Consider the following 14,751-nt stretch of genomic DNA (forward strand, 5'->3'; position numbering starts at 1 on the left):
TCGCAGCTCTCGCGACATCCATGTCGCTCAACCCCTGAAACTCCGCTTCAACGAGGCCTCCTGAACGGGGCGTTCGGAGTGTGCGGGTATTTCTCTGGAAGTCTTTTGAAGCCAAAGCCAAAGCCAAAGCCAAAGCAAAACCGGAGGTATGGGCTTCATGTAGGAGCGAGCTTGCTCGCGAACCGCACGGCACGGTCTTCCCTGTAGGAGCAACTGTCTTCTTCTGATAGTCCGTGCCTTGGACTTCCCTCTCCCTAACCCTCTCCCTTCGGAGCGGGGCGCGTAGCCAGGGCGGGGAGAGGCATGCCCCGGCGCGATATTTCAGGTAGGAGCGGACCTTGTCCGCGAAATCCCACCATCAGCTCTAAAACACCCGGCTGATCGTCAATCAAACCGGTAATGCATCCGCACGCACCCTGGCTCGATGACCTTGGCCGACAACAGCGTCGGCGACGCTCGCAGACCGGTCGCCGGGAACAGCGGATAGCCGCCGCCGATGATCTCCGGCATCACGTAGATCTCCAGCTCATCCAGCGCCCCGCGCTCCATGAACGCCATCTGCAGTTGGCCGCCGCCGAGCATCCATACATCTCCGTCCTCCAGGGCGCGCAGTTCCGCGACCAGTGCGTCGACATCGCTGCGGATTTCCAGCGGGCCCTTTGGTGTATCGATGGGACGGGAAGTCACCACCAGCACGCGCTGCTCGCCATAGGGCCAGGGGCCGGAATCGGCGGCCAGGAAGTCGTAGGTCGCACGCCCCATGACAACGGTGCGAATGCGCTGCAGGAACAGGCCATAGTCATGTTCGCCCAGCTGAAGCTGGTCATGCTTGAAAAGCCAGTCCAGCCGGTGATCCGGGGTGGCGATGAAGCCGTCGAGGCTGGTGGCGATGTAGCCGAGAATCCTGGCCATGCTGTGTCTCCTTGGGTAAGCTTGGCATCAATATATAAATGAATGTTCATTTATAAAAGAGGGTGGCATGGCTCGAACCAAGACGGTGAGTGACGAAGCGATACTCGACGCCGCCATGGCGCTGATGGTGCGCGAAGGGCCGGAAGCGGTGACCTTCGCCGCCGTCGGCCGCGAGGTAGGGCTGTCCGCCGCGACGCTGGTACAGCGCCACCCCACCAAGGCGGACTTCCTCCGTGCCGTGCTGCTGCGTTCCTGGGACCGGCTGGATGAGCAGACCGCGCAGCTCGATGCGAGCGCTGAGCTGAGCCCGGAAGGCGCGGTGCAGATGCTGGTGGCGATGTTCCCGGTGGGCGAGGGCGAGACGGATTACGCCGAAGGCCTGCTGATCCTGCGCGAAGACATGCGTGACCCGCTGCTTCGAGAGCGCGGTGCGCGGTGGGGCGCGACGCTGGCCGTGGCCTTGGGCCGGCGCTTGAGCGATGACCCGCTGAGGCAACCGATACTCGGCCGGCTGATGGCCAGCCAATGGCAGGGCGCCCAGCTGTGGTGGGCCTTCGAGCGCCGGGGAGATCCGGCCAGCGCTATTGGCGCCGAATTGCAGCGCTGGTGCGAAGTCGTGCTGAAGGCGGAAAGAGTTGCGGGATAGGACGCAGGGATAGAGACTCGTTCGATGCATTACTGCCTGATCGAAACAGACCTCGGCTGGTTCGGGCTCGCCTGGAGCCCGCAGGGAATCACGCGCGCCTATCTGCCGGGCGACCCGGTGCACAGCCTGCGCGAGCGTTTCGACAAGCTCGCCAGCGAAACGGCTCACTGGCCGACGTTCATCGACGAGGCACGCCAATTGATCCTGGGTTACGCGCGGGGCGAGGCGGTGTCCTTCGACAACCTGCCGCTGGACCTGTCGGCGCTGAGCGATTTCCACCGCCGTGTCTACGCCGACATTCTCCGGCTCGGACGCGGCGAGACCACGACCTACGGCGAGATCGCCCGGCGCCTGGGCGATGTCGGTTTGTCCCGTGCGGTGGGGCAGGCGATGGGCAGCAACCCGATCCCGCTGATCATCCCCTGTCACCGCGTGCTCGCCAGCGGCGGCAGGACTGGCGGATTCTCTGCTCCGGGCGGCAGTACCTCGAAGATGCGTATGCTGGCGCTCGAAGGTTACCAGGACCCGCAAGGCGCGCAGACTGCCTTCGATTTCTAGCTAGGCCCTTTCCAGCGCACCTTCCAGGCGCAGCAGCAGTTCCTTGCGCGGCAGGCCGCCAGCGTAGCCGGTGAGGCTGCCGTTGCTGCCGATCACCCGGTGGCACGGGACGATGATGCTGATGGGGTTGGCGCCGTTGGCCGCGCCCACCGCGCGGATCGCCGTGGGCCGGCCGATGCGGCGCGCGAGTTCGGCATAGACGGTGGTGTAGCCGTAGGGGATGTCCACCAGGGCTTGCCAGACCTGGCGCTGGAACTCGGTGCCGCCGGTGTTCAGGCGCACATCGAAGCGCTGGCGCTTGCCGGCGAAATATTCGTCGAGCTGTCGCGCCACGTCATCCAGCAGCGGGCTGCCCTGCTGCCAATCCGGCTGCGGGTAATGCCGCACTTCCAGGTCCATGTAGAGCATTCGCAGGCCGCCTTCGTCACCGGCCAGCAGGAGGCGGCCGGTGGGGCTGTCGTGGTAGCGGTAGCGCATGGTCAACCTCCGGTGCGGCCGGCCTGGGAATAGGCGTGCCAAAGATAGACGGCGGCGTAGGCGCGCCACGGTCGCCAGGCTTCGGCGCGGCGTTGCAGTTCGCGGGCGCTGATGCCGGTGGTGCCCCAGACCGGCGACTTGAGCAGGCCCAGGTCGGCGGCGGGGAAGGCGTCCGGATCGCCAAAGGCGCGCAGGGCGACGTATTCGGCGGTCCATGGACCGATGCCGGGAAGGGCGCAAAGGCGCTTCACCAGGTCCTCGGCGCCGTCGTCCACGTGCAGCTCCAGCGCGCCGCTGGCGCAGGCGGCGGAGAAGCGTTGCAGGGTTTCCACGCGCTTGCCGGGCATGCCGATACCGGCGAGGTCGGCTTCCGCCAGCGCTTCGGGTGTGGGGAACAGGCGGGTGGGCTGGCCTTCGACTTCCCCGGGCAACGTCTCGCCCAGGCGCTGCACCAGCCGCCCGACTATGGTCACCGCGGCTTTCACCGTGACCTGCTGGCCGACGATGGCGCGCACGGCCTGCTCGAACGGATCGAACGCGGTGGGAAGGCGCAGGCCGGGGGCTTGCAGCAGCAGTGGGCCGAGAATGTCGTCATCGCCCAGATGTTCGGCGACGTGGGCGGGATTACTGTCGAGGTCGAACATCTTGCGCACCCGCGCCGTCAGCGCTTCGGCGTGGGCGGCGGGCAGGTGCAGTCGCAGTTCCAGCTCAGCGCAGTCATCCACGGGCTCCACGCTGAACCAGCCGCTGTCCTCGCCCACTCGTACGCTGCGGGCGTAGCGCCGGGGCGACAGGCACTCGACACCGGCGAGGCTGCGCAGGGCGAAGTGGTCGTGGAACTGCTGCCAGTCCCAGGGGGCCTGGTAGGGCAGGCGGATGATCCGGGAAGCGGGGGCTGTGCTTTTCATGCTGCGACCTTACCTGTTGCGCGCCGGGCTGTCCTCCCGCGCCTGACTTTCAAACCCGGCGGGATGCCTGCTTCATAGAAGCACCGACGGCAGGGTTCGACCTGTCATCTTCGGGCACGTAGAATGCGCGCCTCTTTCGGGGCGGCCCGGCCGTCCCCTCCTAGTGTCTTGTCCCGACGGGAGCCCATTGCATGCACGATTACCAGGAAACCCTCTACGACGGCTATGGCCAGCGTTTCAGCGTCGACAGGATGCTCCACGAGGTGCGCACCGAGCACCAGCACCTGGTGATCTTCGAGAATGCCCGCATGGGCCGGGTGATGGCGCTGGACGGCGTGATCCAGACCACCGAGGCCGACGAGTTCATCTACCACGAGATGCTCACCCACGTGCCGATCCTTGCCCATGGCGCGGCGAAGCGCGTGCTGATCATCGGCGGCGGTGACGGCGGCATGCTGCGCGAGGTATCCAAGCACGCCAGCGTCGAGCACATCACCATGGTGGAGATCGACGGCACCGTGGTCGACATGTGCAAGGAGTTCCTGCCGAACCATTCCCAGGGCGCCTTCGATGATCCGCGGCTGAACCTGGTGATCGACGACGGCATGCGTTTCGTCGCCACCACCACCGAGAAGTTCGACGTGATCATCTCCGACTCCACCGACCCGATCGGTCCGGGCGAGGTGCTGTTCTCGGAGAACTTCTACCAGGCCTGCCACCGCTGCCTGAACCAAGGCGGCGTGCTGGTGACCCAGAACGGCACGCCCTTCATGCAGTTGGACACCGTGCGCAATACCGCCGGCCGGATGAACGGCCTGTTCGCCGACTGGCACTTCTACCAGGCAGCCGTGCCGACCTACATCGGCGGCTCGATGACCTTCGCCTGGGGTTCTACCAACCCGGCGCTGCGCCAGGTCGACGCCGCCACCCTGGCCCAGCGCTTCGCCGCCAGCGGCATCCAGACCCGCTACTACAACCCGGCCATCCACCAGGGCGCCTTCGCCCTGCCGCAGTATGTACTGCAGGCCATCGGCAAGCCGACCAACGACTGATCCAGCGCTGCCCGTCACGCTCCGCGCGGGACGGGCAGGGGCGCAATGCCCTGGCGTTTGTCGCCCATCGGGACATTTTCTTCACACGCCTGCGGGCACTATGCCCGCCGTCAGGCGGTCCCACCTGCGCCGGTCCGCGCTTGCATCATTCCGCAACGAATCCCCGGCCAGGCTTAATGTCCGCTTAAGGCGCGCACAATAGAATGCGACGCCGCTGCTTTTGCGGTGTAATGCCGCAGCCTTTCGCGCTCGTGCGGGCGGTCCTGCTGTCCGGCCATGGCGACGCACCTTCGAACCCTGAACGTTCACAACGGAACCAAGAAATGGGCCAATCAGAAGTCCTGACCAACCGCCAGACCGGTGCGAGCCTCACGCGGCCGACCGTGTCCAGCCACCTGGCGTTTACCGCGCTCAGCGTCGTCACGCTGATGGTGATGTACTCCCTGCTGCGCCTTGCGCTGTTCATCTACAACCGCGAGCTGATCGGCACCACGCCGGCCTCCACCTTCGTCGAGGCCTTCCTCACCGGCATGCGTTTCGACATCCGTGCGGTGGTCTACATCGTCGCCCCGCTGGTGTTCGCCGTGGTCAGCGTGCGCGCCATGGGCTGGCGCTGGCTGTGGAAGGCCTGGCTGACCATCGCCGCGAGCATCACGCTGTTCCTCGGCGTGCTGGAGATGGACTTCTACCGCGAATTCCACCAGCGCCTGAACAGCCTGGTGTTCCAGTACATGTCCGAAGACCCGAAGACGGTCATGAGCATGATCTGGTACGGCTACCCGGTGGTCCGCTACCTGCTGGCCTGGGCCATCGCCACCTGGCTGCTGTACATGCTGTTCCGCGGTATCGACCGCGCCACCCGGCCGAGCGCCAGTGGCCCGTCGGCGGCTGCCTGGTACATCCGCGTGGCGGTGTTGCTGGTGCTGATCGTGCTGTGCGTCGTAGCCGCCCGTGGCACCCTGCGCCAGGGCCCGCCGCTGCGCTGGGGCGATGCCTTCACCACTGACTCGCAGTTCGCCAACCAACTGGGCCTGAACGGCACCCTGAGCCTGATCAAGGCCGCCGAGAGCCGCTTCTCCGAGGACCGCGACAATATCTGGAAGTCGACCCTGCCGCAGGACCAGGCGCTGGCCACCGTGCGCAAGATGCTGGTGATGCCGGACGACAAGCTGGTCGACGCCGACGACGCGCCGATCCGCCGCGACTACACGCCGCCGGCTAATGGCACGCTGCCGGTGAAGAACGTCGTGGTCATCCTGATGGAAAGCTTTGCCGGCCATTACGTCGGTGCGCTGGGCGCTCCGGGCAACATCACCCCGTACTTCGACAAGCTGTCGCAGGAAGGGCTGCTGTTCACCCAGTACTTCTCCAACGGCACCCACACCCACCAGGGCATGTTCGCCACCATGGCGTGCTTCCCCAACCTGCCGGGCTTCGAGTACCTGATGCAGACGCCCGAGGGTGGCCACAAGTTCTCCGGCCTGCCGCAGCTGCTGTCGGCGCGCAAGTTCGAGGACGTCTACGTCTATAACGGCGACTTCGCCTGGGACAACCAGTCCGGCTTCTTCGCCAACCAGGGCATGACCTCGTTCATCGGCCGCAATGACTTCGTCAACCCGGTGTTCTCCGACCCGACCTGGGGCGTGTCCGACCAGGACATGTTCGCCCGCGGCAACGAGGAACTGGACAAGCTGCACGCCACCGGCAAGCCGTTCTATGCACTGCTGCAGACCCTGTCCAACCACGTGCCCTACGCGCTGCCCAAGGACCTGCCGGTACAGCCGGTGACCGGCTACGGCAGCCTGGACGAGCACCTGACCGCGATGCGCTACTCCGACTGGTCGCTTGGCCAGTTCTTCGAGAAGGCCAAGAAGTCGCCGTACTACAAGGACACCATTTTCGTGATCGTCGGCGACCACGGCTTCGGTACCCCCGAGCAGCTGACCGAGATGGACCTGTTCCGCTTCAACGTGCCGCTGCTGGTTATCGCTCCGGGCATCCAGGAGAAGTTCGGCGCCACCCGCGACACCGTCGGCACCCAGATCGACATCGTGCCGACCATCATGGGTCGCCTGGGCGGCGAAGCTCGCCACCAGTGCTGGGGGCGCGACCTGCTGAACCTGCCCGAGGGCGACAAGGGCTTCGGCATGATCAAGCCTTCGGGCAGTGGCCAGGACGTGGCGCTGGTGTACGGCAACCGCATCCTGATCAAGCCCAAGGAAGGCGATATCCGCGTCTATGACTACAAGCTGGGCAAGGACTTCGGCGCGACTCGCATCCAGAACACGCCGGAGCAGTCGGAGATGAAGTCCCGTCTGGAGTCCTTCATCCAGACCGCCACCCAGGCCCTGCTGGACAACAAGACCGGCGTGGTCGATGGCAAGCCTGACGTGAAGTGATGAAGCGGTGAGCAAAAGGGGCCTTCGGGCCCCTTTTTCTTTGGCTCTTCGTAGGAGCGAGCTTGCTCGCGAACATCTTTGGCCACAGTGCCACTGCCTGGTTCGCGAGCAAGCTCGCTCCTACATGAAAGATGCTTTGCTGGAGCCTTGGCGCAGGAATGGCCAGAAGCGGAAATTCCGCAAGAAGAAGTTATAAAGTAAGACGATATCGATCTAATGAATTATAAGAAAAGTCGTTATCCTGCCGCCCACACCACGAGGTGATCAGTTTTCGTCAGGACGCGTAGATGGATGTTGGCAGTATCGGTTTCGTAATCGCGGGTCTTGTCGTTGGCTTTATCGTGGGAATGACCGGTGTCGGCGGCGGTTCGCTGATGACGCCGATTCTCCTCTGGTTCGGTATCAACCCCGCTGCCGCGGTGGGCACCGACCTGCTCTATGCCGCCATCACCAAGTCCGGCGGCGTCCTGGTTCATCGCAAGAACGACAACATCGACTGGCGCATCACCGGCTGGCTGGCCCTGGGCAGCGTCCCGGCGGCGGCGTTGACGCTGCTGTTCCTGCACAGCCTGCACACCGATACCGCGGCCATGAACGCCGTGATCAAGAACGCCCTCGGCGTCGTGCTGCTGCTCACCGCGCTGGCGGTACTGTTCAAGAAGCAGGTGCTGGCCTTCGCCCAGCGCCACGCGGGCGACAGCTTCCACTTCAGCGGCCCGAGGCTGAATGCCTTGACCGTGGCCACTGGTGGCCTGCTTGGCGCTATGGTCGCGCTGACCTCCATCGGCGCCGGCGCGCTGGGTACCGTGGCGCTGTTCATCCTCTATCCCTTCCTTGCCACCCGCCGCCTGGTGGGCACCGAGATCGCCCACGCCGTGCCGCTGACCCTGGTCGCCGGCCTCGGTCACGCCAGCATGGGCAACATGGACTGGGGGCTGCTGGGCTACCTGCTGATCGGCTCGCTGCCGGGCATCTATATCGGCAGTCACCTGGCCGGGCGCATTCCGGACGGCGTGCTGCGCCCCTGCCTGGCGCTGATGCTGGCGATGATCGGCTACAAGCTGGTCTTCTGAACGCTCGGTTGCAGGGCGCTCAGCCGCGGCGGAAGCGCCCCGGCGTCACGCCTTTCCAGCGGCGGAAGGCATGGATGAAGTTCGACACCTCGCCATAGCCGAGCCGCTCGGCAATCTCCTCCAGACGGATCGCCCCGGTGGCCAGCAACTCCTCGGCCAGCGCCTGGCGCACCTCATCCAGCAAGGCGCGATAGCTGCTGCCTTCGGTTTCCAGCCGACGGCGCAGCGTGCGCGATGTCATGTGCAGTTCATCCGCCAGTTGCTCCATGTCCGGCAGCCGCCCCGGCGTACCCAGCAGGCGATCGCGGATCTGCCCGGAAAGCCCGGTGCGCACCTGGCGTCGGGCGAGCAGGGCGCGGCACTGCTCCTCGCAACGGCGCGCCACTTCCGGATTGGCACCTGGCAACGGCATGTCGAGGATGCGGCTGTCGAAGACGATGCGGTTCTCCGCCTGGGCAAAGAGCGGCGTCACGCCCAGTTCATCGATGTACGGCTGCACATCGGCCGGCGCCTCGCGGCGGAACAGCGCCTGGCGGATCGGCGGAGGCTGGTTGGTCAGGTCGCGCTGGATGCGCAGCACGCCGCCGCCGTCGCGGTCGATGAGGAAGTCGCGCAGGTCTTCCGGCACCGCCGAGTCGTCCAGAACCAGATGCGCCTCGCCGTCGTGTTCCTCCAGCGTCATGCGGTGGAAGGCGTAGGTCAGGTCGAGGTAGCGCAGGCCCAGGTGCGCCGCGCTGAGGAAGGTCGAGCTGCTGAGCAGGGCGAAGCCCCAGATGCCGTAGGTGTTGAGGTGGTAGCGCAGGCCGGCCTTGAGGCCGATGCCGGGGCGCTGGCCGATCTGCCGGTTGATGTTGCGCAGCAGCTCCAGTTCCTGGGTGGCTTCCACCTCCGCGCCGGGATCGGCGAGCACGTCGATGCCCAGGCCCGTGCCGTCCAGGCACTGTTCCAGGGTCATGCCATGGTCGAGGCCGAACTGGGTCATGAGCTGCACGCTGATGGCGCTGCGCCGGGGCGACCAGGCTGGGGTGGCAGGCATCGGAACCTCGGCTTCCAAATGACCGAAAATCAGGCGTGACCGAAAGTCACAATTTTATGTCCGACTATGCCATAACCCATGGCAGGAAGTCGCACTAGGATGTGCTCATCCGCCGCTGTGCGGACTTCGAAACCGGGAGCACAACAATGACAACACCTTCCCGTCGACCAGCCGCCCCGCGCGTGCTGATCATCGGTGCCGGCTTCGCCGGCCTGGGCCTGGCGATCCGCCTGCAGCAAGCGGGCATCCAGGACTTCCTGATTCTCGAAAAAGCCGCCGACGTCGGTGGCTGCTGGCGCGAGAACGTCTATCCGGGCGCCGCCTGCGACGTGCCTTCGCACCTGTACTCCTTCTCCTTCGAACCCAAGACCGACTGGTCGCGCAAGTTCGCGCCGCAGGCGGAAATCCTCGAGTACGCGCGGCACTGCGCGGACAAGTACCGCCTGCGCGAGCGCATCCGCTTCAACTGCGAAGTGCGCGAGGCCAGCTTCGATGAAGCGGCCGGCGAGTGGCGGGTGACCTGCGCCGATGGCGAGGAGTTGCGCGCCCAATCGCTGGTCTGCGCCCTCGGCCAGCTGAGCCGTCCGCTGATCCCGAAACTGCCGGGGATCGAGCGCTTCCAGGGCAAGGCCTTCCACTCCGCGCAGTGGGACCACGACACTCCGCTGGAGGGCAAGCGCGTCGCGGTAGTCGGCACCGGCGCCAGCGCCATCCAGTTCGTCCCGCAGATCGCCCCGAAGGTGGCCGAGCTGCTGCTGTTCCAGCGCAGCGCCGCCTACGTGATTCCCAAGCCGGATCGTCCCTACGCCGACTGGGAGCGCCGCATCAAGGCGCGCCTGCCCTGGCTGCAGCGCCTGGACCGCGGCCTGAAGTACATCCAGCACGAGGCCCGTGCGCTGGCCTTCACCGTGTTCCCGCCGCTGATGAAGATCATGCGCGTCAGCTTCCACCTGCACATGCGCAAGAGCATCGCCGACCCGCAACTGCGCGCGCGGCTGGAGCCGGATTACCCCATGGGCTGCAAGCGCATCCTGATCAGCAACGACTACTACCCGGCGCTGGCACGCAGCAACGTGAAGCTGGTGGACACCGGCATTCGCGAGGTCACCGAGGACGCCATCGTCACCCGCGACGGCGAGCGGCACCCGGTGGATACGATCATCTACGGCACCGGCTTCGCCGCCACCGAGTTCCTCGCACCGATGCGCGTCAGCGGCCTGGGCGGACGCGAGCTGAACCAGGCCTGGAGCGAGGGCGCCGAGGCTTACAAGGGCATCAGCGTCAGCGGCTTTCCCAACTTCTTCATCCTCTACGGGCCGAACACCAACCTGGGGCACAACTCCATCATCTACATGCTGGAGAGCCAGTTCCCCTACGTGCTCGGCTGCCTGCAGCGGATCCAGCGCGAGGGCCTGAAGTACCTGGACCTCAAGCCGCAGGCGCAGCAGGGCTTCAACCGCCAGTTGCAGCACGACCTGCAGCACACCATCTGGGAGCGCGGCTGCAACAGCTGGTACAAGACCGCCAGCGGGCGCAACACCGTGAACTGGCCGGGCTTCACCTTCCGTTACCGCCAACAGACCCGTCAGCCGGAGTTCGCCGACTATGACTGCATCCGTTGAACCGCAACTGCCGCTGTCGACCCGCCAGAAGCTGCTGACCGCGACCCTGCGCGGCGCGCTGAATCTGCTGTTCCGCGGGCTGATGGGCCCGCAGTTGCCGGTAAAGGCGCAGCGCGCCCTGCTGCGCGGGCTGACGGCCGCCACGCTGACACCGCGTGGCGTGCACCGGGAGCAGACGACGCTGTGCGGCGTTCCCACAGAAGTGTGGCGACCGCAAGGCGGGGGCGAGGGCAGGGTGGTCCTCTACCTGCACGGTGGCGCCTATCTGGTCGGCTCGCCGGCTACGCACCGGGCGATCACCGCCAATCTGGCGCGGCGCTGCAAGGCGGAGGTCTGGGTGATCGACTACCGCCTGGCGCCCGAACATCGCTTCCCCGCGCAACGTGAAGACGCCGTGGCGGCCTACCGCGCTCTGCTGGACAAGGGCATCCCCGCGCCCGCCATCGCGGTGGCCGGGGATTCCGCTGGCGGCCACCTGACCCTGCAGCTGGCGCTGGAAGCCAGGGCGCAGGGCTTGCCGTCGCCGGGTGCGCTGGTGACCTTCTCGCCGGTCACCGATCTTTCCAACGAGCATCTGCACGCTCCAGCCGCAGGCGATCCGCTGATCACCCGTGCCTGGATGGACAGCGCCATGGCGATGTTCTGCCCGCCGGGCGTGCCCCGCGCGGACGCTCAATTGTCGCCGCTGCACGCCGATCTCACCGGCCTGCCGCCGCTGCTGATCCAGGTCGGCGAGGACGAGGTGCTGCGCAACGACAGCCTGCGTTTCGCCGATGCCGCGCGGCGCTACGGCAACACCGTGCAGCTGCAGCGCTTCCCCGGCTGCTGGCACGTGTTCCAGGCCCACGCCGGATTGCTCGACGTGGCGGATCGCGCGCTACAGGACGTTGCCGTCTTCCTCGCCCACCATCTCCAACCCGCGTCCATGCAAGGAACGCATCGATGAACACCATCCTGATCAGCGGAGCGGCCTCGGGCATCGGCGCCGCCACTGCAAAACTGTTCCACCAGCGTGGCTGGCGCGTCGGCTTGATCGATCTCAATCCCGAGCCGCTGGCGGCGCTGGCTGCCGAGCTCGACGGCGCGTGGCAGCAGGCGCTGGACGTCACCGATGCCGAGGCGGTGACGGCGGCGATTGGAGAGTTCGCCGAAGCCCACGACGGTCACCTGCGCCTGCTGTTCAACTGCGCGGGCATCCTGCGTTTCGGGCGCTTCGAGGACATCAGCCTCGCCGAGCACAACCGCATCATCGCCATCAACGTGCAGGGCGTGCTCAATTGCTGCTATGCCGCGCTGCCGTTTCTCAAGCGAACGCCCGGCGCGCAAGTGCTGAACATGGGCTCGGCGTCCGGGCTCTACGGCGTGCCGCAGATGGCCAGTTACTCGGCGTCGAAGTTCGCCGTGCGCGGGCTGACCGAGGCGCTGGAGCTGGAATGGCGCGAACTGGGCATTCGCGTCGCCGACCTGATGCCGCCCTTCGTGCGCACGCCGATGGTTGCCAGCCAGACCTTCGAGCCCCCGGTGCTGCGCCGCCTGGGCGTGACCCTGGTGGCCGAGGACATCGCCCAGGCCGCCTGGCGCCAGGCCCGGAGCAGTGGCGTGCACCGCCCCATCGGAGCGATGTTCCGCGCCATGTACTGGTCCGGCCAGCTCTCGCCTCCGGCGATCAACCGCTGGGTGATGGCCTGGCTCAGCCGCGCCTGAGTAGACTGCAGGGGCGGCGAAGGAGGCCGTCCCATGCAGCAGAACCCGGAACCTCAGCCATCGGCCTGGCAGCGCGTGCTGCAGGACATCACCTCACCCTTCGACCGCATCAGCGAGATGACCTACGGGGTGATCATGACCCTGACCATCATCTCGGTGATTTCCGCCGCCAGCGGCGGTGCGAGCCGGCAGGACCTGATCGTCGCCGCGCTGGGCTGCAACCTCGCCTGGGGCCTGGTGGACGCGCTGATGCTGCTGGTGCGCCTGCGGGTCGAGCGGGTGCACCGGCATGGCCGGCTGCGCGCCTTGCGCGGCACATCCAATGACAGCGACTTCCGTGACGGGCTCGACGAGTTCCTGCCGCCGCGACTGGTGGCCGTGCTGCAGCCGGAAGAGGTCTGGCGGCTGCGCCAGCGCCTGATGCGCTCCGAACTGGGCACCGGGCCACTGCGCCATGGCGGAATCGAGATCTGGCTGGCGGCGCTACTGATCGTATTGCTGGTCACCGGCATCACCCTGCCGCTGATCCTGCCGCTGTGGCTGGTGCCGGACGAGCTGCTGGCGCTGCGCCTGGCCCAGGGCATCGGCGTCGCCATGCTGTTCGGCCTGGGCTGGCTGCTCAGCCGCTGGTCCGGCGATTCGCCCTGGCCGGGCGCGCTCGGTTTCATGGCGCTGGGCGTCGCCATGACCGGTCTGTGCATCGCGCTGGGCGGCTAGCGCCGCGGGGTTTCCCCCGACTGCCGCCTGTCGCCGCCGGGCGCTCCGAAGCCAGGAAGGAGCGGCAGGGCCCCGTCCGAGGCGCTACTCTGAGAAAAGTGGCCGGGAGATTCCGTTGCGTCGTTCGGCGCGTTCGGCGGAGTTGGCCACCATTTCGGGGGACGTTGCGTGATTTGACGTTTCCCGGCGGCACACTGAAGTGCCCGGAACGCGCCCGCGAAGGGTGTGTTCGTTGGCGGGGAATACACTCTGAACGTCTCGACAGGAGGTGCGTACCATGGAAAAGCCCCTCTCGGAGGATATCAGCGTCAACGTGTTGCGCCGGATGAAGGAAGGTGGCTTCGATTTCGCTCGCATTCATCCCATCGACTTTTTCGCCATCTTTTCCGATGAACAGAACGCCCGCCAAGCTGCCCGGCAGTTTCGCGGAGAGTCGCTGAGAACCCAGGTCGAGGCGCGCGATGACGGCGGCTGGAACCTGCAGATCAGCAAGGTGATGTTCGCCACCCACGCCGCCATCGGCGATTTCGAACACGACCTTGAGGAAGTCGTGGTGCCACTGGGCGGTACGCTCGATGGATGGGGCGTGACCCAGGAGGTCACTTCCCTGCGTTGAGCGCAACACGTCGTTGAGCCGTCTGCCGACGGCCGATCTTCTACCCGCGTCTTCCACATCGCGAAAAAGGAAAAATGCGCGCCGTCGCCAGCAGTGACGGCGCGCCTTTCTTCGTTGGGGGAACCAACCCTGGAGGGCAGCGGTGCAAGGATGAGCTTGCGGACACGCCAGGTTTCCCCGGTGCCCCCGATGCGGCAGACTGCCGCGCGGAGGTGACCATGACCGATATCCTGATCCTGACCCACGTCGATTTCTGCCCGCCCGGCCACCTGGGTGCGCTGCTCGACCGTCTGCAATTGTCGTTCGACGTTCGCCGCGTCGATCTGGGCGAGCTGCAAGGCTACGACCTGGAGCGACCGAAAGCCGTTGCCATCATGGGTGGGCCCATGAGCGTGAACGACGACCTGCAATGGCTGCGCGACGAGATTGCCGCGATCCGCCGTTTCATCGAGCGCGACGTGCCGATGATCGGCCACTGCCTGGGCGGCCAGTTGCTGGCCAAGGCGCTGGGCGCGGAGATCCATCGCCTGCCGTACACCGAGATGGGCTGGCAGCCGATGCGTCGCCAGGAAACGCAGAGCCCCTGGCTGGCGCACCTGCCCGAGGAGTTCCCGATCTACCAGTGGCACGGCGATACCTTCGACATTCCCCAAGGCGCCACCCGCCTGCTGTCCAGCCCCTGGTGCGAGAACCAGGGCTTCAGCTTCGGCGAGCGCATCCTCGGTCTCCAAGGCCACCCGGAGATGACCGAGGAGCTGGTGAGCGGCTGGGTCAATGATTTCCCGGAGTACCAGGACCCCAGCCAGCCGAGCCAGGAAAGCGCAGAGGTCATGCTGGCCGACCTGCCGCAGAAGGTCGCGGCGATGAACCGCGTGGCGGAAGGCTTCTACCGGCACTGGCTGAAGCTGGCCGGGCTGGTCTGATCGGCGCCACGCTTCGCACCGTGGGGGCATGGCGCACTTCGTAGGATGGCGTGGAGCGCAGCGATACCCATCGATCCCGCACGCCGACAGCATGGGTATCGCTGCGCT

Annotated in this window: 15 protein-coding genes; 11 read left to right on the forward strand and 4 right to left on the reverse strand. The window is 66.2% G+C overall.

The window, feature by feature from the left end; genetic code table 11:
* Positions 1 to 384 precede the first annotated feature (384 nt).
* Positions 385 to 912, reverse strand: a complete 528-nt coding sequence (locus ACCC94_RS12590) for a dihydrofolate reductase family protein (protein WP_413349793.1) — start codon at positions 910 to 912, stop codon at positions 385 to 387.
* Positions 913 to 979: 67 nt separating this feature from the next.
* Here ACCC94_RS12590 and ACCC94_RS12595 point away from each other — a divergent pair, with 67 nt between their 5' ends.
* Positions 980 to 1,558 carry a TetR/AcrR family transcriptional regulator gene (locus ACCC94_RS12595; RefSeq protein WP_413349794.1) on the forward strand — a complete coding sequence of 193 codons (579 nt, stop codon included), beginning with the start codon at positions 980 to 982 and terminating at the stop codon, positions 1,556 to 1,558.
* A 24-nt stretch (positions 1,559 to 1,582) separates the two neighbouring features.
* Positions 1,583 to 2,116: a methylated-DNA--[protein]-cysteine S-methyltransferase gene (locus ACCC94_RS12600; protein WP_413349795.1), complete on the forward strand. Its 534-nt coding sequence runs from the start codon at positions 1,583 to 1,585 to the stop codon at positions 2,114 to 2,116.
* Here ACCC94_RS12600 and ACCC94_RS12605 read toward each other — a convergent pair whose 3' ends face one another.
* Together ACCC94_RS12605 and ACCC94_RS12610 are read right to left on the reverse strand one after the other, a co-directional pair.
* Positions 2,117 to 2,593: a methylated-DNA--[protein]-cysteine S-methyltransferase gene (locus tag ACCC94_RS12605; RefSeq protein WP_413349796.1), complete on the reverse strand. Its 477-nt coding sequence runs from the start codon at positions 2,591 to 2,593 to the stop codon at positions 2,117 to 2,119.
* Between the two features lie 2 nt (positions 2,594 to 2,595).
* A complete protein-coding gene (locus tag ACCC94_RS12610) occupies positions 2,596 to 3,501 on the reverse strand; it encodes a DNA-3-methyladenine glycosylase family protein (protein ID WP_413349797.1) in 906 nt (301 codons plus the stop codon).
* Positions 3,502 to 3,692: 191 nt separating this feature from the next.
* On the opposite strand from ACCC94_RS12610, the gene speE reads away from it, so the two are divergent.
* From speE to ACCC94_RS12625, 3 genes are all read left to right on the forward strand, one after another.
* The gene (gene speE, locus ACCC94_RS12615; protein ID WP_413349798.1) at positions 3,693 to 4,553 is read left to right on the forward strand and encodes a polyamine aminopropyltransferase; all 861 of its coding nucleotides are present in this window, start codon (positions 3,693 to 3,695) and stop codon (positions 4,551 to 4,553) included.
* Between the two features lie 323 nt (positions 4,554 to 4,876).
* Positions 4,877 to 6,952, forward strand: coding sequence for an LTA synthase family protein (locus ACCC94_RS12620; RefSeq protein WP_413349799.1), 2,076 nt, complete (start codon positions 4,877 to 4,879; stop codon positions 6,950 to 6,952).
* 287 nt (positions 6,953 to 7,239) lie between these two features.
* Positions 7,240 to 8,025, forward strand: coding sequence for a sulfite exporter TauE/SafE family protein (locus tag ACCC94_RS12625; protein ID WP_413349800.1), 786 nt, complete (start codon positions 7,240 to 7,242; stop codon positions 8,023 to 8,025).
* A gap of 19 nt (positions 8,026 to 8,044) precedes the next feature.
* Here the strand turns inward: ACCC94_RS12625 and ACCC94_RS12630 are convergent, their stop codons facing one another.
* Positions 8,045 to 9,061, reverse strand: coding sequence for an AraC family transcriptional regulator (locus ACCC94_RS12630; RefSeq protein WP_413349801.1), 1,017 nt, complete (start codon positions 9,059 to 9,061; stop codon positions 8,045 to 8,047).
* A gap of 146 nt (positions 9,062 to 9,207) precedes the next feature.
* Here ACCC94_RS12630 and ACCC94_RS12635 point away from each other — a divergent pair, with 146 nt between their 5' ends.
* The 6 genes from ACCC94_RS12635 (at position 9,208) to ACCC94_RS12660 (ending at position 14,643) form a co-directional block, all read left to right on the forward strand.
* Positions 9,208 to 10,683, forward strand: a complete 1,476-nt coding sequence (locus tag ACCC94_RS12635) for a flavin-containing monooxygenase (protein WP_413349802.1) — start codon at positions 9,208 to 9,210, stop codon at positions 10,681 to 10,683.
* Entirely contained in the window at positions 10,667 to 11,629 is a 963-nt protein-coding gene (locus ACCC94_RS12640) for an alpha/beta hydrolase (RefSeq protein ID WP_413349803.1), read from the forward strand. Before ACCC94_RS12635 ends, ACCC94_RS12640 begins: the two co-directional genes overlap by 17 nt.
* Positions 11,626 to 12,387: an SDR family oxidoreductase gene (locus ACCC94_RS12645; RefSeq protein ID WP_413349804.1), complete on the forward strand. Its 762-nt coding sequence runs from the start codon at positions 11,626 to 11,628 to the stop codon at positions 12,385 to 12,387. Before ACCC94_RS12640 ends, ACCC94_RS12645 begins: the two co-directional genes overlap by 4 nt.
* A gap of 33 nt (positions 12,388 to 12,420) precedes the next feature.
* Positions 12,421 to 13,104, forward strand: a complete 684-nt coding sequence (locus ACCC94_RS12650) for a hypothetical protein (protein ID WP_413349805.1) — start codon at positions 12,421 to 12,423, stop codon at positions 13,102 to 13,104.
* A 277-nt stretch (positions 13,105 to 13,381) separates the two neighbouring features.
* Positions 13,382 to 13,720 carry a ribonuclease E inhibitor RraB gene (locus ACCC94_RS12655; RefSeq protein WP_017517276.1) on the forward strand — a complete coding sequence of 113 codons (339 nt, stop codon included), beginning with the start codon at positions 13,382 to 13,384 and terminating at the stop codon, positions 13,718 to 13,720.
* A gap of 218 nt (positions 13,721 to 13,938) precedes the next feature.
* Positions 13,939 to 14,643, forward strand: coding sequence for a type 1 glutamine amidotransferase (locus ACCC94_RS12660; RefSeq protein ID WP_413349806.1), 705 nt, complete (start codon positions 13,939 to 13,941; stop codon positions 14,641 to 14,643).
* Positions 14,644 to 14,751 lie beyond the last annotated feature (108 nt).

The organism is Pseudomonas sp. Pseusp97 (genome assembly GCF_047304025.1).
GTDB lineage: Bacteria > Pseudomonadota > Gammaproteobacteria > Pseudomonadales > Pseudomonadaceae > Pseudomonas.

Coding starts and splice junctions, on each gene's coding strand:
- ACCC94_RS12620 (WP_413349799.1), top strand. CDS start 4,877: ATGGGCCAATCAGAAGTCCTGACCAACCGCCAGACCGGTGCGAGCCTC.
- ACCC94_RS12655 (WP_017517276.1), top strand. CDS start 13,382: ATGGAAAAGCCCCTCTCGGAGGATATCAGCGTCAACGTGTTGCGCCGG.
- speE (WP_413349798.1), top strand. CDS start 3,693: ATGCACGATTACCAGGAAACCCTCTACGACGGCTATGGCCAGCGTTTC.
- ACCC94_RS12635 (WP_413349802.1), top strand. CDS start 9,208: ATGACAACACCTTCCCGTCGACCAGCCGCCCCGCGCGTGCTGATCATC.
- ACCC94_RS12650 (WP_413349805.1), top strand. CDS start 12,421: ATGCAGCAGAACCCGGAACCTCAGCCATCGGCCTGGCAGCGCGTGCTG.
- ACCC94_RS12660 (WP_413349806.1), top strand. CDS start 13,939: ATGACCGATATCCTGATCCTGACCCACGTCGATTTCTGCCCGCCCGGC.
- ACCC94_RS12600 (WP_413349795.1), top strand. CDS start 1,583: ATGCATTACTGCCTGATCGAAACAGACCTCGGCTGGTTCGGGCTCGCC.
- ACCC94_RS12610 (WP_413349797.1), bottom strand. CDS start 3,501: ATGAAAAGCACAGCCCCCGCTTCCCGGATCATCCGCCTGCCCTACCAG.
- ACCC94_RS12625 (WP_413349800.1), top strand. CDS start 7,240: ATGGATGTTGGCAGTATCGGTTTCGTAATCGCGGGTCTTGTCGTTGGC.
- ACCC94_RS12645 (WP_413349804.1), top strand. CDS start 11,626: ATGAACACCATCCTGATCAGCGGAGCGGCCTCGGGCATCGGCGCCGCC.
- ACCC94_RS12595 (WP_413349794.1), top strand. CDS start 980: ATGGCTCGAACCAAGACGGTGAGTGACGAAGCGATACTCGACGCCGCC.
- ACCC94_RS12640 (WP_413349803.1), top strand. CDS start 10,667: ATGACTGCATCCGTTGAACCGCAACTGCCGCTGTCGACCCGCCAGAAG.
- ACCC94_RS12630 (WP_413349801.1), bottom strand. CDS start 9,061: ATGCCTGCCACCCCAGCCTGGTCGCCCCGGCGCAGCGCCATCAGCGTG.
- ACCC94_RS12590 (WP_413349793.1), bottom strand. CDS start 912: ATGGCCAGGATTCTCGGCTACATCGCCACCAGCCTCGACGGCTTCATC.
- ACCC94_RS12605 (WP_413349796.1), bottom strand. CDS start 2,593: ATGCGCTACCGCTACCACGACAGCCCCACCGGCCGCCTCCTGCTGGCC.